Genomic DNA, 21,821 nt, shown 5'->3' on the forward strand with positions numbered 1-21,821 from the left:
TTGCTCGCAATAACGCTAGTATAGTGCCCTTATTTTCATTACAATAAAGCAACATTGCTAAAGGCGCATTACCACGAGTAATGGCTACCTTGCACGTCCATATTTATTGATTTTCTTTAGTTCTTATTCTAACCCCAGTTCGGGATAAGCGCTCAAAAAAAAGATAAAAAAGAAGTCCAAAGTTGCTAAAGTGAGTTTACCAAGACCACTTAAGCAAAAAGGACTTCTTACATGGACAACCTAACCGAACTATACTGCCATATTGACGACTTTTATCAGCAATTCAAACCTGAGTTTGACGCTCATTTAATCGCAACGGGCCGTCAACGGCTAAGAGCATGCCAGATAAGTGTAGCAGAGATGATGACCATCTTGGTACTGTTTCATCAACTGCGGTATTGACAGTTTAAGGCGTTTTACTACCATCACATGCTTGGCATGATGAAACGGGCGTTTCCAAATCTGCCGAGCTACTCGCGATTTATAGAGCTTGTGCCGCGCAGTATCATACCACTGTGCAGCTACTTGCAAAGCATGATGGGCGACTGTACGGGTATCAGCTATATTGATTCAACCAAGATAGCAGTTTGTCATAACAAGCGTATCTACCGTCATAAAGTCTTTGAAGGACTTGCAACCCGAGGCAAAAGCAGCATGGGCTGGTTTTACGGCTTTAAGCTGCATGCCATTATCAATCATAAGGGCGAGCTGGTATCTGTTAAAGTCACTGCGGGTAATACGGATGACAGAGTGCCTGTTAAGGATATGGCAACACCTGTGTTTGGCAAGGTGTTTGGTGATAGAGGCTACATCAGTAAAGCACTAAACGCGTGGCTCACAAAACACAGTGATACTAGGCTGATAACGAAACTTCGGCGTAATATGAAACCCCAATTACTCAAGCCTATGGATGAGGCACTACTCAATCATCGCTCTTTGGTTGAAACGGTGTTTGGGGAGCTGAAAAACTTGTGTCAGATTGAGCATTCACGCCATCGTAGTGTCACGGGTTTTATTACAAACTTGCTGTCAGGTTTGATTGCTTATTGCTGGTTTCCCTATAAACCCACCATCAAAAATATGCCTCAGCAGGGACAGGTAGCCACATTGTAAATAGTATCAATGAGTTACAATGTGGCTTATCCCGAACTGGGGTTATGATAGCTATCAGCTTTGGATGTACTAGCTTTGCCCCTGACCCATTCTCTACGTAGAACGCAGCAAGTTTATGACCATGATCAGTAGCAAACTGTATGAGCTCATTTTTGGCACGCTTGGCATCTTGCTCTTCAGGTAACGTTTTATGGTGACTTTAGATAGGATATAGCTCTAAAACAATCTCGTTCCCTTCTGTTAATGTTGGAGCTTAACCGTGCTCGATATTTTACAAGCAATTCCTAATTGGCATCTTGCAGGGCTGTTTTTGGCGGGTATGATTGCTTTTGTGATTTCCACCATATCAGGAGGTGGCGGTGCACTTTTACTTATACCTGTCACCTCTGCGCTGATAGGGATCTCGGCTGCGCCACCCGTGATTAATTTAGGTAATTTCATTAGTCGCCCTTCACGTCTTTATTTATTTTGGCATCATATCGACTGGTCGCTAATAAAGTATTATGCGCCAAGCGCTATCGTTGGTGCGTGGTTAGCTGCATTATTATTTAGCCGTCTTGATGGGAGCTGGATTCAGTTATTAGTGGGTGCATTTTTGATATCTACCGTCTTGCAGTATCGTTTTGGCAAAGTAGAAAAATCTTTTAATATGCCTAAACTGGGGTTTGTGCCTTTAGGTTTTATTACGGCGTTCATTAGCACACTCGTCGGCGGTTTGGGTCCTGTGCTCAATCCTTTCTATATGAATACGGGATTACAAAAAGAAGATTTAATCGCTACTAAAACAGCTAATTCATTCTTTGTAGGATTGGCTCAGATTGGTAGTTATACTTTTTTTGGCGTATTGACTGCCAATCTTTGGATTTATGGCTTTGCTTTAGGGCTTGGTGCTGTGGTTGGCAACATCATTGGTAAGCGCTTTTTAGCAGGTATGAATATCAAGCAGTTTAGAGTGATGCTGATCCTATTAATGGTCATTAGTGGCGTAGTGATGATTGTCCAAAACGTCATGATTCTGTTTTAAATTAAACCAAAGTTATCTGACAGTGAATATATTCATTATCACTGCTAGAGCTAACAATACTGATGTAAAAACAAGCTACGCGGACCATAGCTGAAACGCGGGATACTCAGATAGGGATAGATAACTAAGAATTCATTCGAGGCATGGTTGCCTGTGCGGTACTAATTCTAAATAGTGAGCAGCAAGCAAACCTTTGCCACCGTATTTACTCATGGTCCCACTGTTAAAAAGTCTTTAGTAGAGTTATTAAGCCATATACCTCTTCTGCGGGAAGCTGAAAATGAGCTGTCTGTTATGTTTAATCAAGACTTTCTATAGTCATCCGTCCAATTATTTCACTAGCAAAACACCATAGCCGTTTTTTACTTCTTTACTAATAGGTTATACAGCTATTGATAGCACCACTTTCAAAAGCTGTCCTACATACGGTTCTAGTATTATGAAACTTACTGTAATAATCATTTGTTAAGGGATCTGTTGATTGATTTCAATATTAACTTGAGTCTGTTCAGCGCTAATCACTACTGGGTTACCTGATAGATCACCCGACTCTGCGGACGCAGTCCCACTATGGCTAACACGAGCAACGACTGCTAACTGAGTTTTGTCGCTACGGGCAGATTGTAACGTGCGTTCTGGCATCATCGCATCAAGATCGCTTAAACGGATACTGGCTTTACCTTGCTTGATGATACTAATAGGTAAACGTTTGGCGGCAAACGGAGGGCCCCCTTTCACATCACGTATCGCTACAAACAACACATCATTGGCTTTAACCAATGGTAATAGACTCGCATCAATAGAGACGGTAACTTCGATACCTTGCGCGGCTTGCTGCTCTTGCTCGATGACATTAGCACTTAGCTCATCAAGGCTCGCTAGCGCTTTACTATGGTCACCTGGTTTGGCAGCGATGCTCTCACGTAAACGCTTAATCCAACCTTGCGCTTCTGCAAAGTTACTACCACGTGCCTCACCCATTGCCATTAGCATCTGCGCACCTTCATGCTGTGGATTTTTGGCAAGGACATCTTGTAATACACGGCGGCTACTGGCATCAAGCTGACCTTTATTGGCAAAAAAGCTAATCTGCGCATAAGTGGTCGCAATCTCTTCATTGTCTGGTGACAGACGGTAAGCGCGTGACAAAGCTTCAAGCGCTGAGTCGGTAGCTTCAAGCGATAAAAACAGCTCTGACAAACGCATCCAGCGATTAGGATCATCGGCATGACGATAGACGTTGGTCTGCATCGCGCTGATTAATTGCGTACCATCTTCAATCGCCCAAGCTGGTGGCTGGTTAATCTTACCGGTTAATAAATCATCGGCTACTTGGGCAACTTTATCTTCTGCTGTCCACAAGTCAAACACCGGTGTACGGTCACCAACCAAAAAGTAAGCCAATCCTGCAAGTACTGGCACCCATACCATGATAATCAAACGGATCTTGATACCAGGTGCGACCATAGGTGTTACTTCACGCTGAGCATCCAATAGCTGACGCTCAAGCTCCGTTTTTTGATTTTGATAATGGGCGGCATCAATCGTGCCATTGTCTTTATCGGACTGTAATTCTATCAAACGCTCACGAAAAACGGCGATATTGATATCTAGTAACTGGTTATCGACAGGTTTCTCTCGTAAGCGTGACGCTCGCAACCATGGCATGATAACGATGAGGGCTAGTATCAGTGCAATAAATAAGCTTAGGGCAATAAATAAGCCAAAAGTAGAGAATATGGTCATTTTTTGTCCTCGGGGCTTGTGGTGTCATGAGCGTCATTATCGGTGCTATTGGCACGCGATAGCAGACGATCAAGTTCGGCTTTTTCGGCGGCAGTCAGCTCCGAGGCGGTATTATCTACCGTCACTCTACTCTGACCGCTCGCTACCAGCTGGCGGCGACGGCTTTGCCAAAACCACCCTATCAATAATACGATCAGTAGCAATGGCGGAAAAAACCATAAAATCCATGTCGATGGACGTACAGGCGGCTTGTAGCTGATAAAATCGCCGTAGCGCTCTTGCATATAAGCGCGAATCTCACCATCACTACGACCGTCTTTTACCATATCGTAGGTTTTTTGCTTTAAATCTTGAGCGATCGGTGCATCAGAACCTGCCAAGTTTTGGTTTTGGCATTTCGGGCAACGTAGCTCTTCGATCAATCCTCGGTATTGTGCTTCTTGTTGGACAGAATCAAAATCATAGACGTCAATCGCCGCATAGCTGGTCACACTTAGGAGACAGGCAAGTATTAAGCTCGCTACTTTTATCGTAACGGCCTTTATTGAAAGGGCTATCATTTGCACACCTCTTCAACCTGAATCGCATCTGGACTGACGTTATTATCATTGGCATCATTGAGTACCGTTAAGCAAGGCTCAATACGATCTTGCCAGTTACTCTCGTTAATCTCACCAACAATGTGCTGGCGAATAACGCCTTCACCATCGACAGTGAAAGTCTCAGGCGCACCCGTCAACCCTAAGTCCAAGGCAAACTGGCCGGACAAATCCTGAATAGACATGGAGAATGGGTCGCCGCCACGATTTAAATATCCTAGCGCATCACCGATGTCATCTTTGTAATTAACACCAACCAAATTGACTCCGCGCTCTTCTAATTGCATTAAAAAAGGATGCTCAATAACGCAAGTTGGGCACCAAGAGCCCCAAATATTCATCAAAAAGGGCTCATCAGGTAAGTTGTCATTGGTCATGATCCGACTGGTATCGGACAACAATGGCAGCTCAAACGCTGGTACTGGGCGTTCAAGCGCGGTATTGGTTACGATTTCAGTCGGCTGCCCCAAACGAAAATAAAGCATAACCATAACAGCAGCAAAGATGATCAGCGGGATCAAAAACCATATTCTAAATTGGCTTTTTTTCATTGTTCGATTACCTTTTGTTTCAGGGGGTTGCTCGGAAAAATGATTAGACTTAGTCATTTTGCTTCTCCCCTATTAGTGTCGTGTTATTAGTAGTGCTTTTAACATCTAAATCAGTAACCGTCGTAAAGCCTGACTTACTCGCTGCAATTTGTGCAGGGGTCTTGGATGTTTTGAGACGATAGCGCCTATCAAGCATACTCAGCAGACCACCCAATGCCATAATAATAGCGCCGAGCCATATCCAACGAATCAATGGCTTCACATAAATACGTACGGCCCATTTATTACTGCCTTCAGCTATAGGTTCACCAAGTGCGACGTACACATCACGCATCAGACTGTCATCAATCGCTGCTTCGGTCATTGGCATCATGCTAATAATGTAATTGCGTTTTTCAGGGTATAACGTAGTCACAGCACGGCTATCTTTACTCACTTCGACCTCAGCTTGGGTCGCATCATAGTTACTGCCTTTGACTTCGCGGAAGCCTTTAACGGTGAAGTCGTAACCTTGGACATGGACCGTTTCGCCAACACTCAATGCCACATCGCGCTCGATACTCAAGGTACTGGTAAAGGCAACACCGATGACCGCTACAATCACACCAATATGTGCCGTTTGCTGACCCCAGTAGCTTAAACGCAGCTTATTTAAGCCTTGCAAAAAGCTTGGTGCATTTTTGGTTTTGTCTTTGAAATCAACCACCATCCAGAACAGTACCCAAAAACTTACTGCTAGTGTTACACCAATATTAAGCATGGCAGATGGACTGACAAAGTAAGTGATGACTGCAGCTAATACTAGACTGCTCGCCGCAATGACCATACCAACGCCTAACAATGGACGCTTATCTTGTTTCCAGCGGATATTGGAGCCCATACCCATGGCAACCAGCAATAGCCATGTTAAAGGCACAAATAGCGCATTAAAGTACGGAGGACCTACCGATACCTGACCCAAGCTAAAGGCGTCGGCAATGATAGGATAGAGGGTACCAAGCAATACCACTAACGTTGCAATCAAAATGATGACGTTGTTAATGACTAAAAATGACTCACGCGAAACCAGTTGATACTGACTTTCAATCGTCAAACGCCAGCCACGCAGCGCAAACATCAGCAAACCACCACCGACGATGATGCCAAGAATCACTAAAATTACCAGACCACGAGTGGGGTCAGCGGCAAACGAATGCACTGAGGTAATAACCCCTGAACGTACAAGGAAAGTACCCAAGAGACTTAAGGCAAAAGCAAAGATAGCCAGCATAATGGTCCATGCTTTAAAGACACCGCGCTTCTCAGTCACTGCCAACGAATGCAGCAAGGCTAAACCGGCAAGCCAAGGCATCAGTGAGGCGTTTTCTACAGGATCCCAAAACCACCAGCCGCCCCAGCCAAGCTCATAATACGCCCACCAAGAGCCAAGAGCGATACCAACGGTCAAAAACCCCCAAGCCGCTAGCGCCCATGGACGCGACCAACGTGTCCATACTGCATCCAAACGCCCTTCCCACAATGCCGCCATACAAAAAGCAAATGGCACCGCTAAGCCCACATAACCCATATACAGCATCGGTGGGTGAACGATCAGCCCAAAATCCTGCAAAAGTGGGTTGAGATCTACCCCATCTACGGGCAGATTGGGCAAGGTACGATCAAATGGCGACGAGGTAAAAATCAGCATCGCTAGCATCATGACCTGCACACCGGCCAATATCACGAGTACCCGCGCGCGCATCGACAACGGTAAGCCACGGCTAAAATAGGAGACCAGCGCGCACCACGTGGCCATGATGGTCATCCACAACAAGAGCGAGCCTTCGTGTCCGCCCCATGTCGCCGAGAGTTTATAGTACCAAGGCAACAAAGTATTAGAGTGCTGCGTGACATAGACGAGACTAAAGTCATTGAAATAAAAGCCTGCCATCAATGCAACAAATGAAAAAATCATGGCAGCAAACTGTGCCCATGCCAAACTCGGTGCCAAACGCTGCCAAGCAACATGGTCACGCATAACGCCTATCGTTGGTAATACCACCTGCAAAATCGCCAAGATTAAGGCGGCTAGCAAGGCAAAATAACCCAATTCTGTGATTAACATACGGTCTAACCCTGTTTATTCTAATATGATTTAAGCTCACTGTAACGGTTGGATTTTTATTATTGGAAACTATTGAAATTTACTGCTATCTCTAGCTCCAATTGTTTTCGAAGTGTTTTGAAAAGCGTGCCGAAAGTAATAGACAATCATAAATATACAACCATCTTTTGTTAGGTAAGAAGAATATTGAATTAGTTAACCGGACTTATAACAGCCTAATGCCATCTAAATAAGACCTAGACGATCACACCTGAAAGACAGGCGCGAATCCACCGCCTGACGTACGGAAGTTAGTCACCTGACCTTGATACACACGCGCAGCAGGTAGTAACAGTTTTCCGCCATACGTATAAAGACGTATATCTACCTTTCTTGTTGTTACGATGTCATCAATTTTGAGTGATCTCTCTCCTGCAGGGACAAAGGTCTGTGCGATATAATCTTCATCCAGAATGTTTTCGAAGACGCGTCGAGTCAGTTTGCTACCGCGATAAACGCCTTTGCTTCCATGACCAGCAACTGGCTTAAAAAACAGTTGCCGCCGAGTAAGCCACAACTCTGCTGCATCGTCTCTTGATACAATCTTAGTCCTCGGTACAGACCTTTCGAGGCACTCCACTGCAGCCTCATCCAGACCCCAAGAGCGCAATATTTGGGAGTCTGATAGCAATGTCAGGTTTTGCTTATTGGCCAACATAGCATGTACGCGGGGATTGGGTGTCACTACCACAGCACCCTCTAAATAAGCCTGCTTAAGCAATACATGGTCAGGGTCCTCAAATGCAAAGTCGACAAGCCGATTGTAAATCATATCGATTTTCTGGCCATGGGCTGTTAACGTACCGTCGATATACTCGAGTTCAGAGGGATCAAGTATCACAGTATCAATACCTCTAGCTTGGAGCAGTTGACAGGCTAACTCAAACTCTAAGAACATGAACTGACTCTCGGGGTCATTGTCCACAATGGCTATCCGATTGGGCATAGCAACAGCGGACTGTCGCTGCCATTCCTGTTTGAACATGTCAAACACTGCTTCCTCGAACCTATCTAGCATTTGATTGGTTACAGCGCTTTGCTCTGAGGGGTTGCAACAGCGTTTTTGTGCGCGAGCGAGCAACACATTCAGAAATGCGCCACCGGCATTAGTATTGACCTCGATGAGCTGAGGTCCATCGCTACCCAAGTGAAAGTCATAACCCATGAGGGCCCCTATTGGGCCTGGGTCGAAAGCAGCTATTTCTGGTGCCCACGACAGCACTTGCTCTTGATACAATGGCAGTTCGGCAGCTGACTCGATAGCCCTGACGATTCGCTCCATCGCCTCTATCTCTGTTTTGGGAACGAACACGGGTGTTGCTGAAAAAAGCTTATTAAGCTCGTTCGCTCCTATTGGATTGTTTCTAGTTTCTACCAATTGATCTTGAAGGCTTGTATTAAGCGCTTTACGATCAAGGGTAATGCAGTAGCACTCTTGGTTAAGTCGATTTGCAAGACCGTCATTTTTTTCGTTGTTATTAGTTGGGTGTTCCATTTAGAGTCCGTCGCTAAGTAGAGTACTCACGCTGACATACTCTAGTAAAAAGTAAAAAGTAAAAAAGGTACTTGGCGTGTTTAAGTAGTGCTAGCTACTTTCTGATATCTCATTTCCTGAGACTAAATCGTTATTTCGTTCACTTTTAATTAATATCTTTGCTAAGAGTAAACCCAGCTCAAATAATAGCCACATAGGAATCGCCAACAACAGCATTGATACACCATCAGGCGGTGTCACTACCGCGGCGATCCCAAAACAGCCGACTATGATATAACGACGCTTATCTTCTAAAATTTGAGTAGAAACGATTCCGGCCATTATCAGCAATAAGGTAACCACTGGAATCTCAAAAGTCAGTCCAAACACCATAAATAGCTTGAGGGCAAAGCTCAGATAACTGTCAATATCGGTCATTGGTATAACGTTCTGCGGAGCGAACATAATAAAAAATTTCAATACCCCTTTGAGTACGACAAAGTAGGAAAAAGCAACACCAGCATAAAATAGAAATATCGAAGATAGCAGTACAGGAATGGCAATTTTCTTCTCTTTTTTATATAAGCCGGAAGCTACAAATGACCAAATTTGATACAGGATATAAGGCATTGCTAAAAATGCGGCGACGAATATCGTTAAGCGAATGGGTGCCATAAAGTTTGACGTTATATCAGTGGCAATCATGGTCGAATTGATGGGTAACTGCGCCACTAATGGGTCTGATAAAAGATTATAAAGCTCGCGTGAAAATCCCACCAATACTAAGAATATAATTAAGACGACCACGCATATTCTTATTAAGTGCGTACGCAGCTCGATTAAATGTCCGGTAATAGGCATATCGCCAAGCGTACCTAACGTATCTCCAGACTCACTATTCTGTGTTGTATCTGTTGGCGCCTCAAACTCTATATCTGTTATTTTTTCTTGTCGACTTTTTTGCCGTTTAAATAGGCTCACTGATCCGCCTCCTGTTTAATGAACGAGGAGGTAGTATTCTGTTGATGGTCTTTATCATAAGGGGTGATTGACTGATGTGAAGCGTCTAGGCTTTGGTTCTGTGACTGCTCAAACTTTTGCATACTGCCACGCATTTCTGCTAATTCGCGCTTCATATCCGACTCGGTCTGACGGATTTTCGCAAGTTCATTTTGCATTTGTTGACGTGTTTCAGCTAGATCAAGCTCAGCTTCTATTTCAGATTGTAGAGTGGATACTGTACGGCGCAGTTTGGCATACCATTGCCCAGCGGTACGTGCGGCTTGCGGCAGTTTTTCTGGGCCCAATACGATTAAAGCAATGACGCCAAACAAGAGTAATTCGGAAAACCCAATATCAAACATAACAGTCACATATATTAATAGACTACTTAGTGCCGCTATTTATAAGCGGCGCGCTTCATACTTTAGGCTGGTCATCAGTGGAAATAGGGCTGATTTCCATATCATCAGCCTGATTACCTACACGCGTATTTAAATCATTACTTGCAGCTGGCGTACTATTTTCATGGCTAAGCACATGATTTTTGCGAGCATTCTCGGGTTCTTCATCTTTGACCGCTTCTTTAAAACCCTTCACCGCACCGCCTAAATCTTTACCTGCATTTTTAAGCTTGGCAGTACCAAATACGACCACCACTACGACCAATAAAATCAGCCAATGTGTAATAGAAAAGCTGCCCATAACGGTATCCTTATATTTTGTGATCTTGTTTAGACCAGTATGTGTCAGTGTGCTTTAGAACACTTTTTACCGTACCAGAATTATAGTTTCAAACGGCGCAATCGCAGCGCGTTAGCAATCACCGAGAATGACGACAAGCTCATCGCTGCCGCTGCTATCATCGGACTGAGCAGAAGCCCAAATATGGGATAGAGCACACCTGCGGCAATAGGAACACCAAGTGCATTGTAGATAAAGGCAAAAAACAGATTCTGTCTGATATTGCGCATGGTGGCGCGGCTAAGCTTATAAGCTTTGGCAATGCCCATTAAATCACCTTTTAGCAGGGTAATGCCCGCACTCTCCATCGCCACATCGGTACCGGTTCCCATAGCGATACCAACATTAGCTTGCGCTAGCGCTGGTGCGTCGTTGATACCATCACCCGCCATAGCGACCAATTTACCGCTGTCTTGCATTTCTTTGACGATACGGTTTTTATCCTCTGGTGAGACATCCGCATGAACTTCATCAATACCTAGTTTATTGGCGACTGCCTGCGCGGTTTTTTCGTTGTCACCGGTTAGCATCACAACTTTTAAACCTGCGTCATGAAGCAGTGAAATAGCCTCTTTAGTGCTTGGTTTAATAGGGTCAGCAACTGAAATAATACCAGCAGCTTTACCGTCTATAGCCACAAACATTACCGTTTCTCCGTCTTTTCTACGGACATCAGCTTTAGTGGACAGCTCATTATCAAAACTATTTAGGCTTTCCATAAGCTTAGAGTTACCAATAGCGACTTTCTTACCATCGACCACGGCTTGTACGCCTTCGCCAGTAGTCGAATTAAAGTCAGTAGCTTTAGGAATAATGAGTGATCTTTCTTGAGCTGCTCTAACGATAGCTTCTGCTAAAGGATGCTCGCTAGCGCTTTCTACTGAGGCTACCAATGCGAGGAACTCGTCTTCATCTTGACCTACCTGCGCATCAATTGCGGTAAGCTCGGGCTTACCAGCGGTCAGTGTTCCGGTCTTGTCGACGACAATGGTATCGACTTTTTCCATACTCTCTAACGCTTCAGCATTTTTGATGAGGACGCCGTTTTGCGCGCCTTTGCCGGTACCAACCATAATGGACATCGGCGTCGCTAGACCAAGGGCACAAGGACAAGCAATAATCAGTACCGCAATCGCGTTAACCAAAGCATAGGTCATAGCGGGCTCAGGGCCGAATATCGCCCAGACAATAAAGGTTATGATAGAGGTGACAATAACAATAGGTACGAACCAACCCGCCACTTGATCTACCAAGCGCTGGATAGGCGCGCGGCTACGCTGGGCTTCAGCAACCATTTGTACAATTTTAGATAATACTGAATCTGCTCCAACATTGACCGCTTCGACTAATAGCGTTCCGGTGCCATTTACCGTACCACCAGTCACTGTATCTCCTGCTACTTTTGATACAGGGATTGGCTCACCCGTCACCATTGATTCATCAACATTACTATTACCATCGATCACTGTACCATCTACGGGTAGTTTCTCACCTGGTTTAACCCGTAGCTTATCGCCAGTGACGACCTCATCAAGCGAGACTTCGACTTCTTCACCGTTTTCATCGACACGTCTTGCGGTTGGTGGTGCGAGCTCAAGCAAAGCTCTAATCGCACCTGAAGTTTGACTTCTAGCTTTGAGCTCTAATACTTGACCCAGTAGCACCAAGGTCACAATGACCGCTGCCGCTTCATAGTAGACTCCGACTTGACCAGAGGCATCTCTGAAACTGTCTGGGAAAATATCGGGGAAAAAGGTCGCGACAATACTAAAAATATAAGCAGCGCCTACGCCTATCGCAATCAAGGTAAACATATTTAGATTGCGGCTTTTTATAGACTGCCAGCCACGGACGAAAAACGGGGCGGCGCCCCAAAGCACTACAGGGGTCGCGAGCACTAACTCAGCCCATTGTAAGATCTTTGAAGAGATACCATACTGACTAAAATTAACTACGTTTAAGTCAAACATACCGCTCATCACATATATTAATAGCGGTACAGTCAACACGGTACATATCCAAAAACGACGAGTCATGTCGTCAAGCTCTGAGGTGTCCTCTTCACCGATAGTAAGCGTTTCGGGCTCAAGCGCCATACCACATATCGGACAACCGCTATTTCTAACGTCTCTCACTTCAGGATGCATAGGACAGGTATATACCGTGCCATCGTAATCAGCAGGTACTTTATCGTATTTACCGCCTTTAACAGATTTTACTCCGCTACTATCAGTATCCTTTCCATGACAACTGGCGTGACTATCATCTTTAGCAACTTCGTCTTCAGGTTTAAGAAACATGCCACATATTGGGCAGTCACTTTTTTCAACATCTCTTACTTCTGGATGCATAGGACAAATATAAATCGTGCCGTTATAATTTTCTGGTATCTTGTCGTACTTATTGCCTTCGACAGACTTTAACTCAGTACTATTATTAGCATCCGCTTTATGACAATGCGCATGACTGCCCTCATTACTGTTGGATTCAGCAACCTCGTCTTCAGGTTTGAGAAACATGCCGCATATCGGACAATCGCTCTTCTCAGTATCTCTAACCTCAGGATGCATCGGGCAGATATAAACCGTACCACTATAGTTTTCTGGCACTTTATCGTACTGACCACCTTTGATAGATTTTTCATCGGCAATATGTTTCATAAAATCACTCCTTGAAGACAATAAATAAAGCTTTTAAAGCACAGTCATCAACCTTTAATTGCTATTCATCTAATTACTAATCTAGATATCTCGAAAATTAAGTTTCAATTGGAACTTAATCTTTATTACGCAAATATTTGAGTAAGGCCATAATAGTCAATATCAGTACCGCAAAAACCAGTACTGTAAACAATAAGGAGACAATAGATTCTCCCCAACCCATACCGTGCATCGATCCATTCATCATGCCGTGCATAGTCCCGTTCATCATACCGTGCATCATAATAACCATTACAAGGACTCCTTATTTGTTATTTCCTTAGTATAAGTAATGATATAGTGCTAGTGTGTGAACGTACACCTCTCAATAGTCTGCTTACTTAATAACGCCTAATACAAAGTGCTCAAAATTTGTGACTGCCTATTCCAACTCATCAATAAGTGCTTGCATCTCACCGATTTCACGCTTTTGTGCTTCGATAATGTCATCAGCAAGCTGACGTACACGTGGATCTTCGATATCAGCACGCGAACTGGTCAAAATAGCAATCGAGTGATGCGGTATCATCGCCTGCATCCAATCCACTTGATCTACCGTTTGTTGTGATCTAACGCCCCATAAACCAAAGGCAAATAGCACGACACTAATCCCATAAACCATTAGATTGACCTTAGTCTTTTTATACATATTGGTCATAAAGGCGAGCATAATAATAGCCATCATAGCGCCCATATATAACGCCATATAAGCTCTGGTTTCGCTAAAATAAACATGATCCCATTGATAAGTATTAAAATACATCATGATAAACATCACGACTGTCGATGTTAAAATCATGATTGTGAACTTTACATAAGGGTTCATTTGCTTCTGTTTATTATCCATATGGTTATTCATATTCTTGTCCTTAATTTAGTAAAAAGGCACCTAAATAAAGAGGTGCCTTTTTTTAGAGCTAGTGTTATAAACTGTTGTTACTTACATGGTTAACACTAGAACCAAAATTTCACACCAGCTGTAACGCTACTAGAATCAACAGCTTCGTCTTCTTGACGTCGCAAATCTCTTGCGTTGCCTAAAGCGGTCTCATAGCTGATACCCACATAAGGCGCGAGCTGACGACTTAACATCTCGTAAGTAAGCCTAACGTCAGCCCCAAACTCATTAAAGCCTTTAGTAATATGGTTATCTGTATCATCTTTGCTAAATGCCGTCAGCTCTACTTCTGGAATCACTACCCAATGTTGATCTAAGCGCCACTCATACTCCGCACCTAGATCTAGACGAACTTGCCCATCAGTATATAAATAAGCTCTAGCATCGGTTTCGATGAAGTAAGGTGCAGTGCCTGCAATACCAGCCATCACGGCAGATTTATCATTTTCGGTATCATAAGCAACACCGGCTTCCCCATTCCAAAAAATACTAAGTGGCTTCCAGTAAGATAGTGAGGTTAAGCTATCAATTTCTTTATCATCTTTAGTTTGGATACTACCTTCGCTACGTAGCGTTACGCGGTTGCTGTCTGTACCGTACCACGTATCAAACTCATAATTGATTTGATCATCGTCAAATTGATAGCCCAGATCGTCTACTGATACGCCCCATAACGGTAAGCTACCCATCATCACAGGCTTACCAAAGCGACCATAGGGAACACCGTTTGAATAGTCAGGACTGCGAGCATCAGCTGGAGCTTTACCACCTTGCATACCTGACATATCCATACTGCCATGGTCCATGCCTGACATATCCATACTGCCATGGTCCATGCCTGACATATCCATACTGCCATGGTCCATGCCTGACATATCCATACTGCCATGGTCCATGCCTGACATATCCATGCCACTGTGATCCATATCCGACATGTCCATACCAGACATATCCATTTTGCTATGATCCATATCCGACATGCCCATACCAGACATATCCATGCTGCTGTGATCCATATCTGACATATCCATACCAGACATGTCCATACTGCCATGATCCATGTTCGACATCTCAGCAGCGTTTGCTAAAGGTGACATTAGTAGCATCAAAGATGACATGCCAATAAACGGTAGACCTACTTTATATATTTTCATAATAAGGCTCATATTCGAAGGTTTATTAAACAACGGCAACTTCTCTAAACATCCCTGCTTCCATGTGATAGAGCAAGTGGCAATGCCATGCCCATCTGCCAGCTTCTCCGGTGACATCAAAGCTTATCTTTTGTGCAGGCTGTACCATTATCGTATGCTTACGTACTTGAAACTCACCTGAAGGCATCCGCAGATCGCTCCACATACCATGCAAATGCATGGGATGATTCATCATGGTGTCATTGACTAAGGTAATACGTACGCGCTCGTTGGGCTTAATATTGACCGGTGCGGCATCTTTGAACATAACCCCGTCTAGAGCCCAAATATAGCGCTCCATGTTTCCCGTCAGATGTATTTCAATCTCTCTGGTGGGTTTGCGCTGCTCTGCCATTATCTCATCGCCGACAGAGCGCAACTGACTATAATTCAAAACCTTTCTATCAATGTTACGTAGATTAATACCAGGGTCATCAAGGTTCATACGCGGACTATCAACGCGCATATCGGACTTAAAGTCATATTCTGTTTTGGCATGTTTAGCGTTATAGCCATTCGATCCCATGGCGCCCATCATGTCGGCCATCGTCAGCCATTCGATTTTGTCCATAGCAGGTATCGCAGGACGAGCACCTTTTTTGGTAGCAAGCGTTGTCGCAACATAGCCTGACCGATCTATGTTTTGAGCAAATATGGTATGCGCGTCTTTAGTGGGCGTCACGATGACATCATAAGTCTCGGCCACCCCAATACGGAAATCATCGATATCGACGGGACTGACATCAATCCCATCCGTCGCGACGACTTTCATTTTTAGGCCGGGGATGCGTACATCAAATATCGTCTGCGCTGAACCATTAATAAAACGTAGTTTGACAGGCTGTCCAGCCTTGACAAGTTGCGTCCAGTTAGCCGCTGTGGTTTTACCATTCATCAGATAGGTAAAGGTTTTTTCACCAGACAGATCAGTAAAGTCTGTCGGCATCATCCGCATCTGATTCCACATTTTGCGCTTATCAAAAGCAGCTTTTAGATCTGTTGCGGCAATATCGGACAGTAGCTTTTTAAAATCTGGTAAATGATAATTATCAAAGTCTGCGCGTTGCTTTAATAGTTTAACCAAGTTGTGCGGGTCACGGTGCGTCCAATCACTGAGCAAAATGACATGGTCTTCCTCGATAGGATGACGTTCGCGCCCTTTCGGCTCAATGACGATGGCCCCGCGCATACCGGTTTGTTCTTGGAATCCAGTGTGCGAGTGATACCAATAAGTGCCAGATTGTTTCAGCGTAAATTTATACGTAAAGGTGCTATTTGCTGGTATACCATCAAAACTAATGCCGGGCACGCCATCCATCTCAAACGGTACTAGTAGACCATGCCAATGAATAGAGGTCGACTCATTCATTTGGTTATGGACGCGTATCACTACCGTATCGCCCTCGCGCATTTTTAGCGTTGGCGCTGGTAATGAGTCATTAATGAGCGTCGCCGTGCTTGACTTGCCATCAACAATGATGGGTTTTTTGCTGACATAAAGATCAAACTCTTTGCCTGTCAGTATGGGTACTTTATGATCGGGTTTATCACTGTTAATAGTAGCGCCCTGACTGCCTGAGCGACTCGATTGTCCCAATGCGCTACTAGCAATAGTCGGCATCAAGGAGGCACCAAGGACAGCAGAGGATCCGGTTAAAAAACGTCGGCGGTTCAGTATGTTCTTTTTATTCATAATGATAACCTGATTTAATTTGAGAGATGGTGGTTAAGCTTATAGTTATAACATTTTCGATATTTAACAGAATCTATTCACATCTAAGCCAACACTACAGCTGCTGCTGAGGAGACTCAATAGCAGCATAGACTTCTGTGGTGCCGTCTTTATTAAGCTGCATTACCTTATAAGGCATGAATTTACCTTCATACTCCATACCGGGGCTACCAACCGGCATACTCGGTACGGCAAGTCCAATAGCTTGTGCAGGAGGATTTGCTAAGAATTCAGCCATGTGTTTAGCAGGGACATGCCCTTCAAAGACAAAACCGTCGGTGGTAACGGTGGTATGACAAGAGCGCATTTGCTGTGGTACGCCATAACGCTCCTTAAATAAGGATAGATCTTCCACATCGTGCGTGGTTGCACTTAATCCATTGTTTTTTGCATAGCCTACCCATTCTTTACAGCAGCCGCAGTTGGCATCTTTATAAACCGTGGCTGAGACGTTTTTGAGTAATGATGACGAGCTGTTAACGGGAGCATTTGTAGGAGCAGAACTTTCATTTTGTACTTGTGCATTCTGGGTAGCAGACTGTTCAACCTTTACTGGTTGAGAATCAGAGCCACTGGTATTAGATTGGCTGCAAGCGGCTAGCGTTAACGAGAGTGACGATGTCACCACCAATAAAAGGACACGACCGGATAACCAGCTATGTCCATTAGAAAGCATATGTGTGTAATGTCTCATTAAATTACTCCTAAACGTTTATTGTTATGCTCGCTATTCTAAAAACTTACACCCTATATTTGAATTCTTATGTACTTAACTAAAAACATTAAATGCAGCACTGTTCAGTACTACATTGGTGATAGCGACAACCGTGAGTTAGGAGGCTTTCATATCTAGAAAGTATTAATGCTGCATTCCAGATCCATCATCCGACATATTCATATCACCATCAAATGACATGTCCATCATATCGCCATCTATCCTAGTGGTTAGCATCGTGTACTGAGCTTCATCTAATTCAGGTAACGATCTGATAAAAGCAACCATTGCCCACATTCTAGCGTCATCATGGGACGCGCCCCACGCAGGCATTCCAGATGCCATAATACCGTGCTTGATTGCCCAAAAGCTTTGCTTTGCACCGTCTTCTGTTTGATAACGTTTGACAATATCAGCCTTGGTAAAGTTGGGCGGCTTTGGATATAAGCCCTCACTAAAGTCAGTTTGTGCCACTCCCGGAGACAAGTGACAGCCTGCACACATATCCTTATAGTCCGCGCCACCAGAACTGATTAGCTCAACCTTCTCTAAATCTGGTACCACAATATCTTTACTGGCATTTGCTATGGAACGATTGCGAGCAGTTTCTAAAAAGCTAAACATCATTGGGCTATGCTCTTGGTCAGCTCCCACATTGACAACGCCACTAGTAACAACCGCAAACACGCCAACGATTGCCACAAATACGGTAAAGAGCGCACCCAATAAAAATTTCATATGTTTTCCTAAAAATTTATTTCCGTTAAGTGTTGACTGCTATTTAACAGAGCTAAAATTTTTAAGATTTACTGTCGTTAGTAACGCAGTGTTTTTGGTACATTTGCTTCATTTTACCCATGTTAGCCATCATTGCTTTCATAGCAGGATCGCTCATGTCCATCTTGCTATGATCCATTTTTTGCATCATTTGCATATGCTTTTGCATTTTTTCACAGTTCATTTGATCTTTTTCAGCATGCATTTTAGGGTCATGCGCCATAGCTGAGGTCGATACGACAAGAGCGATGGCCGTCATTGCGATTGATTTAGACAGTAATTTAAATTGTGACATGATTAATTCCTATTGTTTGGATTAAAGGTTATTGAGTTCAATAGCTGTTAAACCAGCCTAAATGATACATTAATCATTCTGACTGGTAGATGACGATAAGATTACAATTCTGTCATTCTCACCGCTTTAGATTTTAATGCGCGATATATTCATTTAATATGGCTTCAGCATTTCTATCACGATCGCTACCATATTTTTTTACAAAATACTTTTCAGATTGCAAATGTTGATCTTGATGTTGAACCTGACAAGCCACTCTGGCGTCGACATAACTTTTCTTTTGCTCTTTGGACATTTGTGCATCATTATGATCTGCGTTTCTTGCAAAACTAGTGAGCGCATCACAATTACCAAGAACAGAAGCATCTAAGTTTGTGGTATGCGCATTGGCCGCTGACATGCCCACTAACATCGATACTGAAAGTAAAGCTGCTTTTTTTAATGAACTATAATTTTTCATATAAGACCCTTTAAAGATAAATAACAAACTGTTTAAGTAGGATAATTGCTTTACTCGTAGAGGCAGTCTGTATCAGAGACAAGCCAATATGCGGAGTTGATTTAGAATACTAAATGGTGGCTGACAGCTAGATGACACGGATATTACATGTTCGTTAGGAACAGCATAATATTGTCATCTTCTTGTCATTAAAACCAAGTACCAGCATCTGTCTCTATCCAAAGAACACTGTTATAACAAGGGTTCCTGATAAATATATGGCTGATAAGCTAACAATGTTAGTGATACGCTGTTGACAACTATAATGATATAAAGGTAAGCAACGATGAAAGTACTGTTAGTAGAAGATGAGAAAAACCTTGGAGAATATATTAAGAAAGGCTTAACTGAGGCCGGTTTCATCGTGGATCATCACATGACAGGTTTAGATGGCTATCATGCGTTAATGACTGAAGATTTTAGTGTGGTGGTGATGGATGTGATGCTGCCTGACGTCAGCGGCTTTGAGCTGATACAGCGCTACCGTGCTGCTGGAAAGCATACGCCTGTTTTATTTTTAACCGCTAAAGATGATTTAAGCGATCGGATTAAGGGCATTGAAATTGGTGGCGATGATTATCTGACCAAACCTTTTGCTTTTGCCGAGCTAATTGTCCGAATAAAAAGCCTATTGCGGCGTGCCAATCAATCAGACTATAAAAGCTCTGTCATACATATGGCTGACCTAAAAATAGATATTGCTAAACGCACTGTATATAGAGGCGATACCAACATAAAATTGACTGCTAAAGAATTTGCTTTATTACAACTTTTCTTAGAACGTCAAGGTGAGGTACTGCCACGCACTGTGATTGCCTCACAAGTATGGGACATAAATTTTGACAGTGATACAAATGTCATTGACGTGGCTATAAGGCGCTTGCGGATAAAAATTGATGATGGATTTGATATAAAGCTGATTCATACGGTACGCGGAATGGGCTACAAGTTAGAGCCACTGAATGTCGACGTGGATAGTGGCATGGGCGACGATGACACCAACAAAGATGATCTAAAATAAAATGAGAGATAAATTTAAGAATCGACGCTGGCCTTTGTTATGGCGTACTGTTTTTTTACTGACAATATTTGTTGTTATCTCTCAAGTTGTTATTTATATATGGGTTCAGCGCTCTGTTAACGAGCACTTTGAGCAAATGGACTCAGAGATTATTACCCATGCAGCTTTTAACCTGCGTAAACGCATGGTGAATTTTAACGATCACATAGAACCTTTTACAGTGTCAAAGTCGCAAGCGCTAATTGATGCCAATCATCTACATTCTTCTTGGTTAGACTATGATTTAAAAACGTTAATATCAGACAAAAACGGCAATTTATTGTCCAGCGATCCCAGTAATTTCATCAATGATCTACCGGCAGATTTTAGCTTGTTACAACTATTGCAGGACTATCGCGATCAGCAGTTTATGATCAAGATAAATAATAGGCATTACCGAGCCATTATCATTACACATCAAGAGGTTTTGGCATTTATTGCTCTACCTATCGATGTGCATCATCAATATCTTATCCAGTTTAATCGCCAGCTGAGCTTGATACTTATCGCCATTACCTTATTATTGGTTTCAGTAGCAGCACTAAGTGTACACTGGGGTTTTGCTCCCCTAGCTACTATCGTACAAAAGATGAAAGGCATTAATCTTCAAAGGTTAGATGAAAGAATTGTGGTTGGCGATATGCCGTTAGAATTACGTCCACTAACGGAGTCTTATAATTCTATGATGGTCAAGCTTGAAAGTAACTTTGAATCATTATCACGGTTTTCAGACAATATCGCCCATGAGCTACGTACGCCAATAGCGACGCTGAGTACGCAAACGCAAGTCATGTTAACTAAGCCAAGAGAAAGCGACGAATACATTGAGCAATTGCATCATCAGCATGATACGTTAAAGCAGTTATCCACCATGATTAACGATATGTTATTACTGGCAAAAACTCAAAAAGAGCTGAGTGATTCGCAAATCAGTCATGTCGATATAGAGAGCTTGATCACAAAGCTTATAGATTATTATGAGATGATTGCTGAGGATCGTGAGATAATCTTTGAAAAATCGGGTGATTTTAAAACAGTACTAGGTGATAAAGGCTTATTGCAACGGCTGTTTGCCAACCTGATGTCAAATGCGATTTATTATGCGGCTAGTAATAGCACTATTATGATATCCGCTACTGTCCTCACTTCAAGCACCTCGCTTAATGCGCCAAAAGACGATATTCAATCCCCAGAGCAGCTCTGGTTAAGAATAACTATGACCAACCGTCTAGACAAACCATTAAATCAGATTGAAGCCGATAAACTGTTTGAGCGATTCTATCGTCATGATAAAACGAATACGATGCATTCAGGAACAGGCTTAGGCTTATCTATTGTGCAAGCTATCGCCAATGCTCATAATGGCAAAGTTAGTATTACTATCAAAGATGAGTGTCTTTTTGAGGTTGCTGTAAAGTTGTTGATTGCCAGGTAGTAAATACCTTCATACTGTCTATGAACCGCTCAGATTAGATCGAAGGCGAGTTTACTTGGAAGGTCTCTCTATCCATAAGATGAGATTCTGACTTGCGATAGTTGTACTTTTCAATTGTTGGACAA

Annotated in this window: 20 protein-coding genes and 1 pseudogene; 4 read left to right on the top strand and 17 right to left on the bottom strand. The window is 43.2% G+C overall.

The annotated features are described in order from the left end of the window. Positions 1-231: 231 nt before the first annotated feature. Positions 232-1,113 (top strand): annotated as a pseudogene (locus RAH45_RS09705) (IS982-like element IS1599 family transposase). A 259-nt stretch (positions 1,114-1,372) separates the two neighbouring features. Then, entirely contained in the window at positions 1,373-2,137 is a 765-nt protein-coding gene (locus RAH45_RS09710) for a sulfite exporter TauE/SafE family protein (protein WP_227522957.1), read from the top strand. A gap of 465 nt (positions 2,138-2,602) precedes the next feature. Here RAH45_RS09710 and ccmI read toward each other — a convergent pair whose 3' ends face one another. The 17 genes from ccmI to RAH45_RS09795 all read right to left on the bottom strand — a co-directional run bounded on the left by ccmI (position 2,603) and on the right by RAH45_RS09795 (position 19,162). Then, the gene (gene ccmI, locus RAH45_RS09715) at positions 2,603-3,883 is read right to left on the bottom strand and encodes a c-type cytochrome biogenesis protein CcmI (protein ID WP_201620349.1); all 1,281 of its coding nucleotides are present in this window, start codon (positions 3,881-3,883) and stop codon (positions 2,603-2,605) included. Continuing rightward, positions 3,880-4,443, bottom strand: coding sequence for a cytochrome c-type biogenesis protein (locus RAH45_RS09720; RefSeq protein WP_102091630.1), 564 nt, complete (start codon positions 4,441-4,443; stop codon positions 3,880-3,882). The genes ccmI and RAH45_RS09720 overlap by 4 nt, the downstream gene beginning before the upstream one ends. Next, on the bottom strand, positions 4,440-5,090 hold the full coding sequence (locus RAH45_RS09725; protein WP_102092542.1) for a DsbE family thiol:disulfide interchange protein: 651 nt from the start codon (positions 5,088-5,090) through the stop codon (positions 4,440-4,442). The genes RAH45_RS09720 and RAH45_RS09725 overlap by 4 nt, the downstream gene beginning before the upstream one ends. Then, the gene (locus tag RAH45_RS09730) at positions 5,083-7,137 is read right to left on the bottom strand and encodes a heme lyase CcmF/NrfE family subunit (protein WP_058025868.1); all 2,055 of its coding nucleotides are present in this window, start codon (positions 7,135-7,137) and stop codon (positions 5,083-5,085) included. The genes RAH45_RS09725 and RAH45_RS09730 overlap by 8 nt, the downstream gene beginning before the upstream one ends. A gap of 244 nt (positions 7,138-7,381) precedes the next feature. Further along, positions 7,382-8,671 carry an ATP-grasp domain-containing protein gene (locus RAH45_RS09735; RefSeq protein WP_306495223.1) on the bottom strand — a complete coding sequence of 430 codons (1,290 nt, stop codon included), beginning with the start codon at positions 8,669-8,671 and terminating at the stop codon, positions 7,382-7,384. A gap of 90 nt (positions 8,672-8,761) precedes the next feature. Next, complete coding sequence (tatC, locus tag RAH45_RS09740) at positions 8,762-9,631, bottom strand: twin-arginine translocase subunit TatC (RefSeq protein WP_306495224.1); 870 nt, start codon at positions 9,629-9,631, stop codon at positions 8,762-8,764. Beyond that, positions 9,628-10,014 (bottom strand): Sec-independent protein translocase protein TatB, encoded by a 387-nt coding sequence (tatB, locus tag RAH45_RS09745; protein WP_036599454.1) that lies wholly within the window; start codon positions 10,012-10,014, stop codon positions 9,628-9,630. The genes tatC and tatB overlap by 4 nt, the downstream gene beginning before the upstream one ends. Before the next feature lie 55 nt (positions 10,015-10,069). Next, complete coding sequence (tatA, locus tag RAH45_RS09750) at positions 10,070-10,354, bottom strand: Sec-independent protein translocase subunit TatA (RefSeq protein WP_011959992.1); 285 nt, start codon at positions 10,352-10,354, stop codon at positions 10,070-10,072. Between the two features lie 80 nt (positions 10,355-10,434). Continuing rightward, positions 10,435-13,053: a copper-transporting P-type ATPase gene (locus RAH45_RS09755; protein ID WP_306495225.1), complete on the bottom strand. Its 2,619-nt coding sequence runs from the start codon at positions 13,051-13,053 to the stop codon at positions 10,435-10,437. 115 nt (positions 13,054-13,168) lie between these two features. Then, on the bottom strand, positions 13,169-13,324 hold the full coding sequence (locus RAH45_RS09760) for a hypothetical protein (RefSeq protein WP_201555241.1): 156 nt from the start codon (positions 13,322-13,324) through the stop codon (positions 13,169-13,171). Between the two features lie 150 nt (positions 13,325-13,474). Next, positions 13,475-13,951 (bottom strand): DUF305 domain-containing protein, encoded by a 477-nt coding sequence (locus tag RAH45_RS09765; RefSeq protein WP_037059145.1) that lies wholly within the window; start codon positions 13,949-13,951, stop codon positions 13,475-13,477. Between the two features lie 95 nt (positions 13,952-14,046). Next, positions 14,047-15,144: a copper resistance protein B gene (locus RAH45_RS09770; RefSeq protein ID WP_306495226.1), complete on the bottom strand. Its 1,098-nt coding sequence runs from the start codon at positions 15,142-15,144 to the stop codon at positions 14,047-14,049. A gap of 25 nt (positions 15,145-15,169) precedes the next feature. Further along, entirely contained in the window at positions 15,170-16,876 is a 1,707-nt protein-coding gene (locus RAH45_RS09775) for a copper resistance system multicopper oxidase (protein ID WP_011959988.1), read from the bottom strand. Between the two features lie 94 nt (positions 16,877-16,970). Next, complete coding sequence (locus RAH45_RS09780; protein WP_306495227.1) at positions 16,971-17,609, bottom strand: DUF411 domain-containing protein; 639 nt, start codon at positions 17,607-17,609, stop codon at positions 16,971-16,973. Between the two features lie 165 nt (positions 17,610-17,774). Beyond that, the gene (locus tag RAH45_RS09785) at positions 17,775-18,368 is read right to left on the bottom strand and encodes a c-type cytochrome (protein ID WP_306495228.1); all 594 of its coding nucleotides are present in this window, start codon (positions 18,366-18,368) and stop codon (positions 17,775-17,777) included. A 61-nt stretch (positions 18,369-18,429) separates the two neighbouring features. Then, positions 18,430-18,702 (bottom strand): hypothetical protein, encoded by a 273-nt coding sequence (locus tag RAH45_RS09790; RefSeq protein ID WP_201564644.1) that lies wholly within the window; start codon positions 18,700-18,702, stop codon positions 18,430-18,432. A gap of 133 nt (positions 18,703-18,835) precedes the next feature. After that, a complete protein-coding gene (locus RAH45_RS09795; RefSeq protein ID WP_011959984.1) occupies positions 18,836-19,162 on the bottom strand; it encodes a hypothetical protein in 327 nt (108 codons plus the stop codon). Positions 19,163-19,487: 325 nt separating this feature from the next. Between RAH45_RS09795 and RAH45_RS09800 the strand changes: the two genes are divergently transcribed. Then, positions 19,488-20,222 carry a heavy metal response regulator transcription factor gene (locus RAH45_RS09800; RefSeq protein ID WP_102078323.1) on the top strand — a complete coding sequence of 245 codons (735 nt, stop codon included), beginning with the start codon at positions 19,488-19,490 and terminating at the stop codon, positions 20,220-20,222. Between the two features lies 1 nt (position 20,223). Continuing rightward, positions 20,224-21,696 (top strand): ATP-binding protein, encoded by a 1,473-nt coding sequence (locus RAH45_RS09805; protein WP_373429168.1) that lies wholly within the window; start codon positions 20,224-20,226, stop codon positions 21,694-21,696. Positions 21,697-21,821: the final 125 nt, after the last annotated feature.

It is taken from the genome of Psychrobacter sp. van23A (assembly GCF_030845275.1).
Taxonomy (GTDB): domain Bacteria; phylum Pseudomonadota; class Gammaproteobacteria; order Pseudomonadales; family Moraxellaceae; genus Psychrobacter; species Psychrobacter faecalis.

What these genes read in the sequence shown, in the direction of transcription:
- RAH45_RS09780 (WP_306495227.1), bottom strand. Translation starts at nt 17,609, where the DNA reads ATGAGACATTACACACATATGCTTTCTAATGGACATAGCTGGTTATCC.
- RAH45_RS09775 (WP_011959988.1), bottom strand. Translation starts at nt 16,876, where the DNA reads ATGAATAAAAAGAACATACTGAACCGCCGACGTTTTTTAACCGGATCC.
- RAH45_RS09735 (WP_306495223.1), bottom strand. Translation starts at nt 8,671, where the DNA reads ATGGAACACCCAACTAATAACAACGAAAAAAATGACGGTCTTGCAAAT.
- RAH45_RS09770 (WP_306495226.1), bottom strand. Translation starts at nt 15,144, where the DNA reads ATGAAAATATATAAAGTAGGTCTACCGTTTATTGGCATGTCATCTTTG.
- ccmI (WP_201620349.1), bottom strand. Translation starts at nt 3,883, where the DNA reads ATGACCATATTCTCTACTTTTGGCTTATTTATTGCCCTAAGCTTATTT.
- RAH45_RS09725 (WP_102092542.1), bottom strand. Translation starts at nt 5,090, where the DNA reads ATGACTAAGTCTAATCATTTTTCCGAGCAACCCCCTGAAACAAAAGGT.
- RAH45_RS09790 (WP_201564644.1), bottom strand. Translation starts at nt 18,702, where the DNA reads ATGTCACAATTTAAATTACTGTCTAAATCAATCGCAATGACGGCCATC.
- RAH45_RS09805 (WP_373429168.1), top strand. Translation starts at nt 20,224, where the DNA reads ATGAGAGATAAATTTAAGAATCGACGCTGGCCTTTGTTATGGCGTACT.
- RAH45_RS09765 (WP_037059145.1), bottom strand. Translation starts at nt 13,951, where the DNA reads ATGAATAACCATATGGATAATAAACAGAAGCAAATGAACCCTTATGTA.
- RAH45_RS09795 (WP_011959984.1), bottom strand. Translation starts at nt 19,162, where the DNA reads ATGAAAAATTATAGTTCATTAAAAAAAGCAGCTTTACTTTCAGTATCG.
- RAH45_RS09760 (WP_201555241.1), bottom strand. Translation starts at nt 13,324, where the DNA reads ATGATGAACGGGACTATGCACGGCATGATGAATGGATCGATGCACGGT.
- RAH45_RS09800 (WP_102078323.1), top strand. Translation starts at nt 19,488, where the DNA reads ATGAAAGTACTGTTAGTAGAAGATGAGAAAAACCTTGGAGAATATATT.
- tatB (WP_036599454.1), bottom strand. Translation starts at nt 10,014, where the DNA reads ATGTTTGATATTGGGTTTTCCGAATTACTCTTGTTTGGCGTCATTGCT.
- RAH45_RS09730 (WP_058025868.1), bottom strand. Translation starts at nt 7,137, where the DNA reads ATGTTAATCACAGAATTGGGTTATTTTGCCTTGCTAGCCGCCTTAATC.
- RAH45_RS09755 (WP_306495225.1), bottom strand. Translation starts at nt 13,053, where the DNA reads ATGAAACATATTGCCGATGAAAAATCTATCAAAGGTGGTCAGTACGAT.
- RAH45_RS09720 (WP_102091630.1), bottom strand. Translation starts at nt 4,443, where the DNA reads ATGATAGCCCTTTCAATAAAGGCCGTTACGATAAAAGTAGCGAGCTTA.
- tatA (WP_011959992.1), bottom strand. Translation starts at nt 10,354, where the DNA reads ATGGGCAGCTTTTCTATTACACATTGGCTGATTTTATTGGTCGTAGTG.
- RAH45_RS09785 (WP_306495228.1), bottom strand. Translation starts at nt 18,368, where the DNA reads ATGAAATTTTTATTGGGTGCGCTCTTTACCGTATTTGTGGCAATCGTT.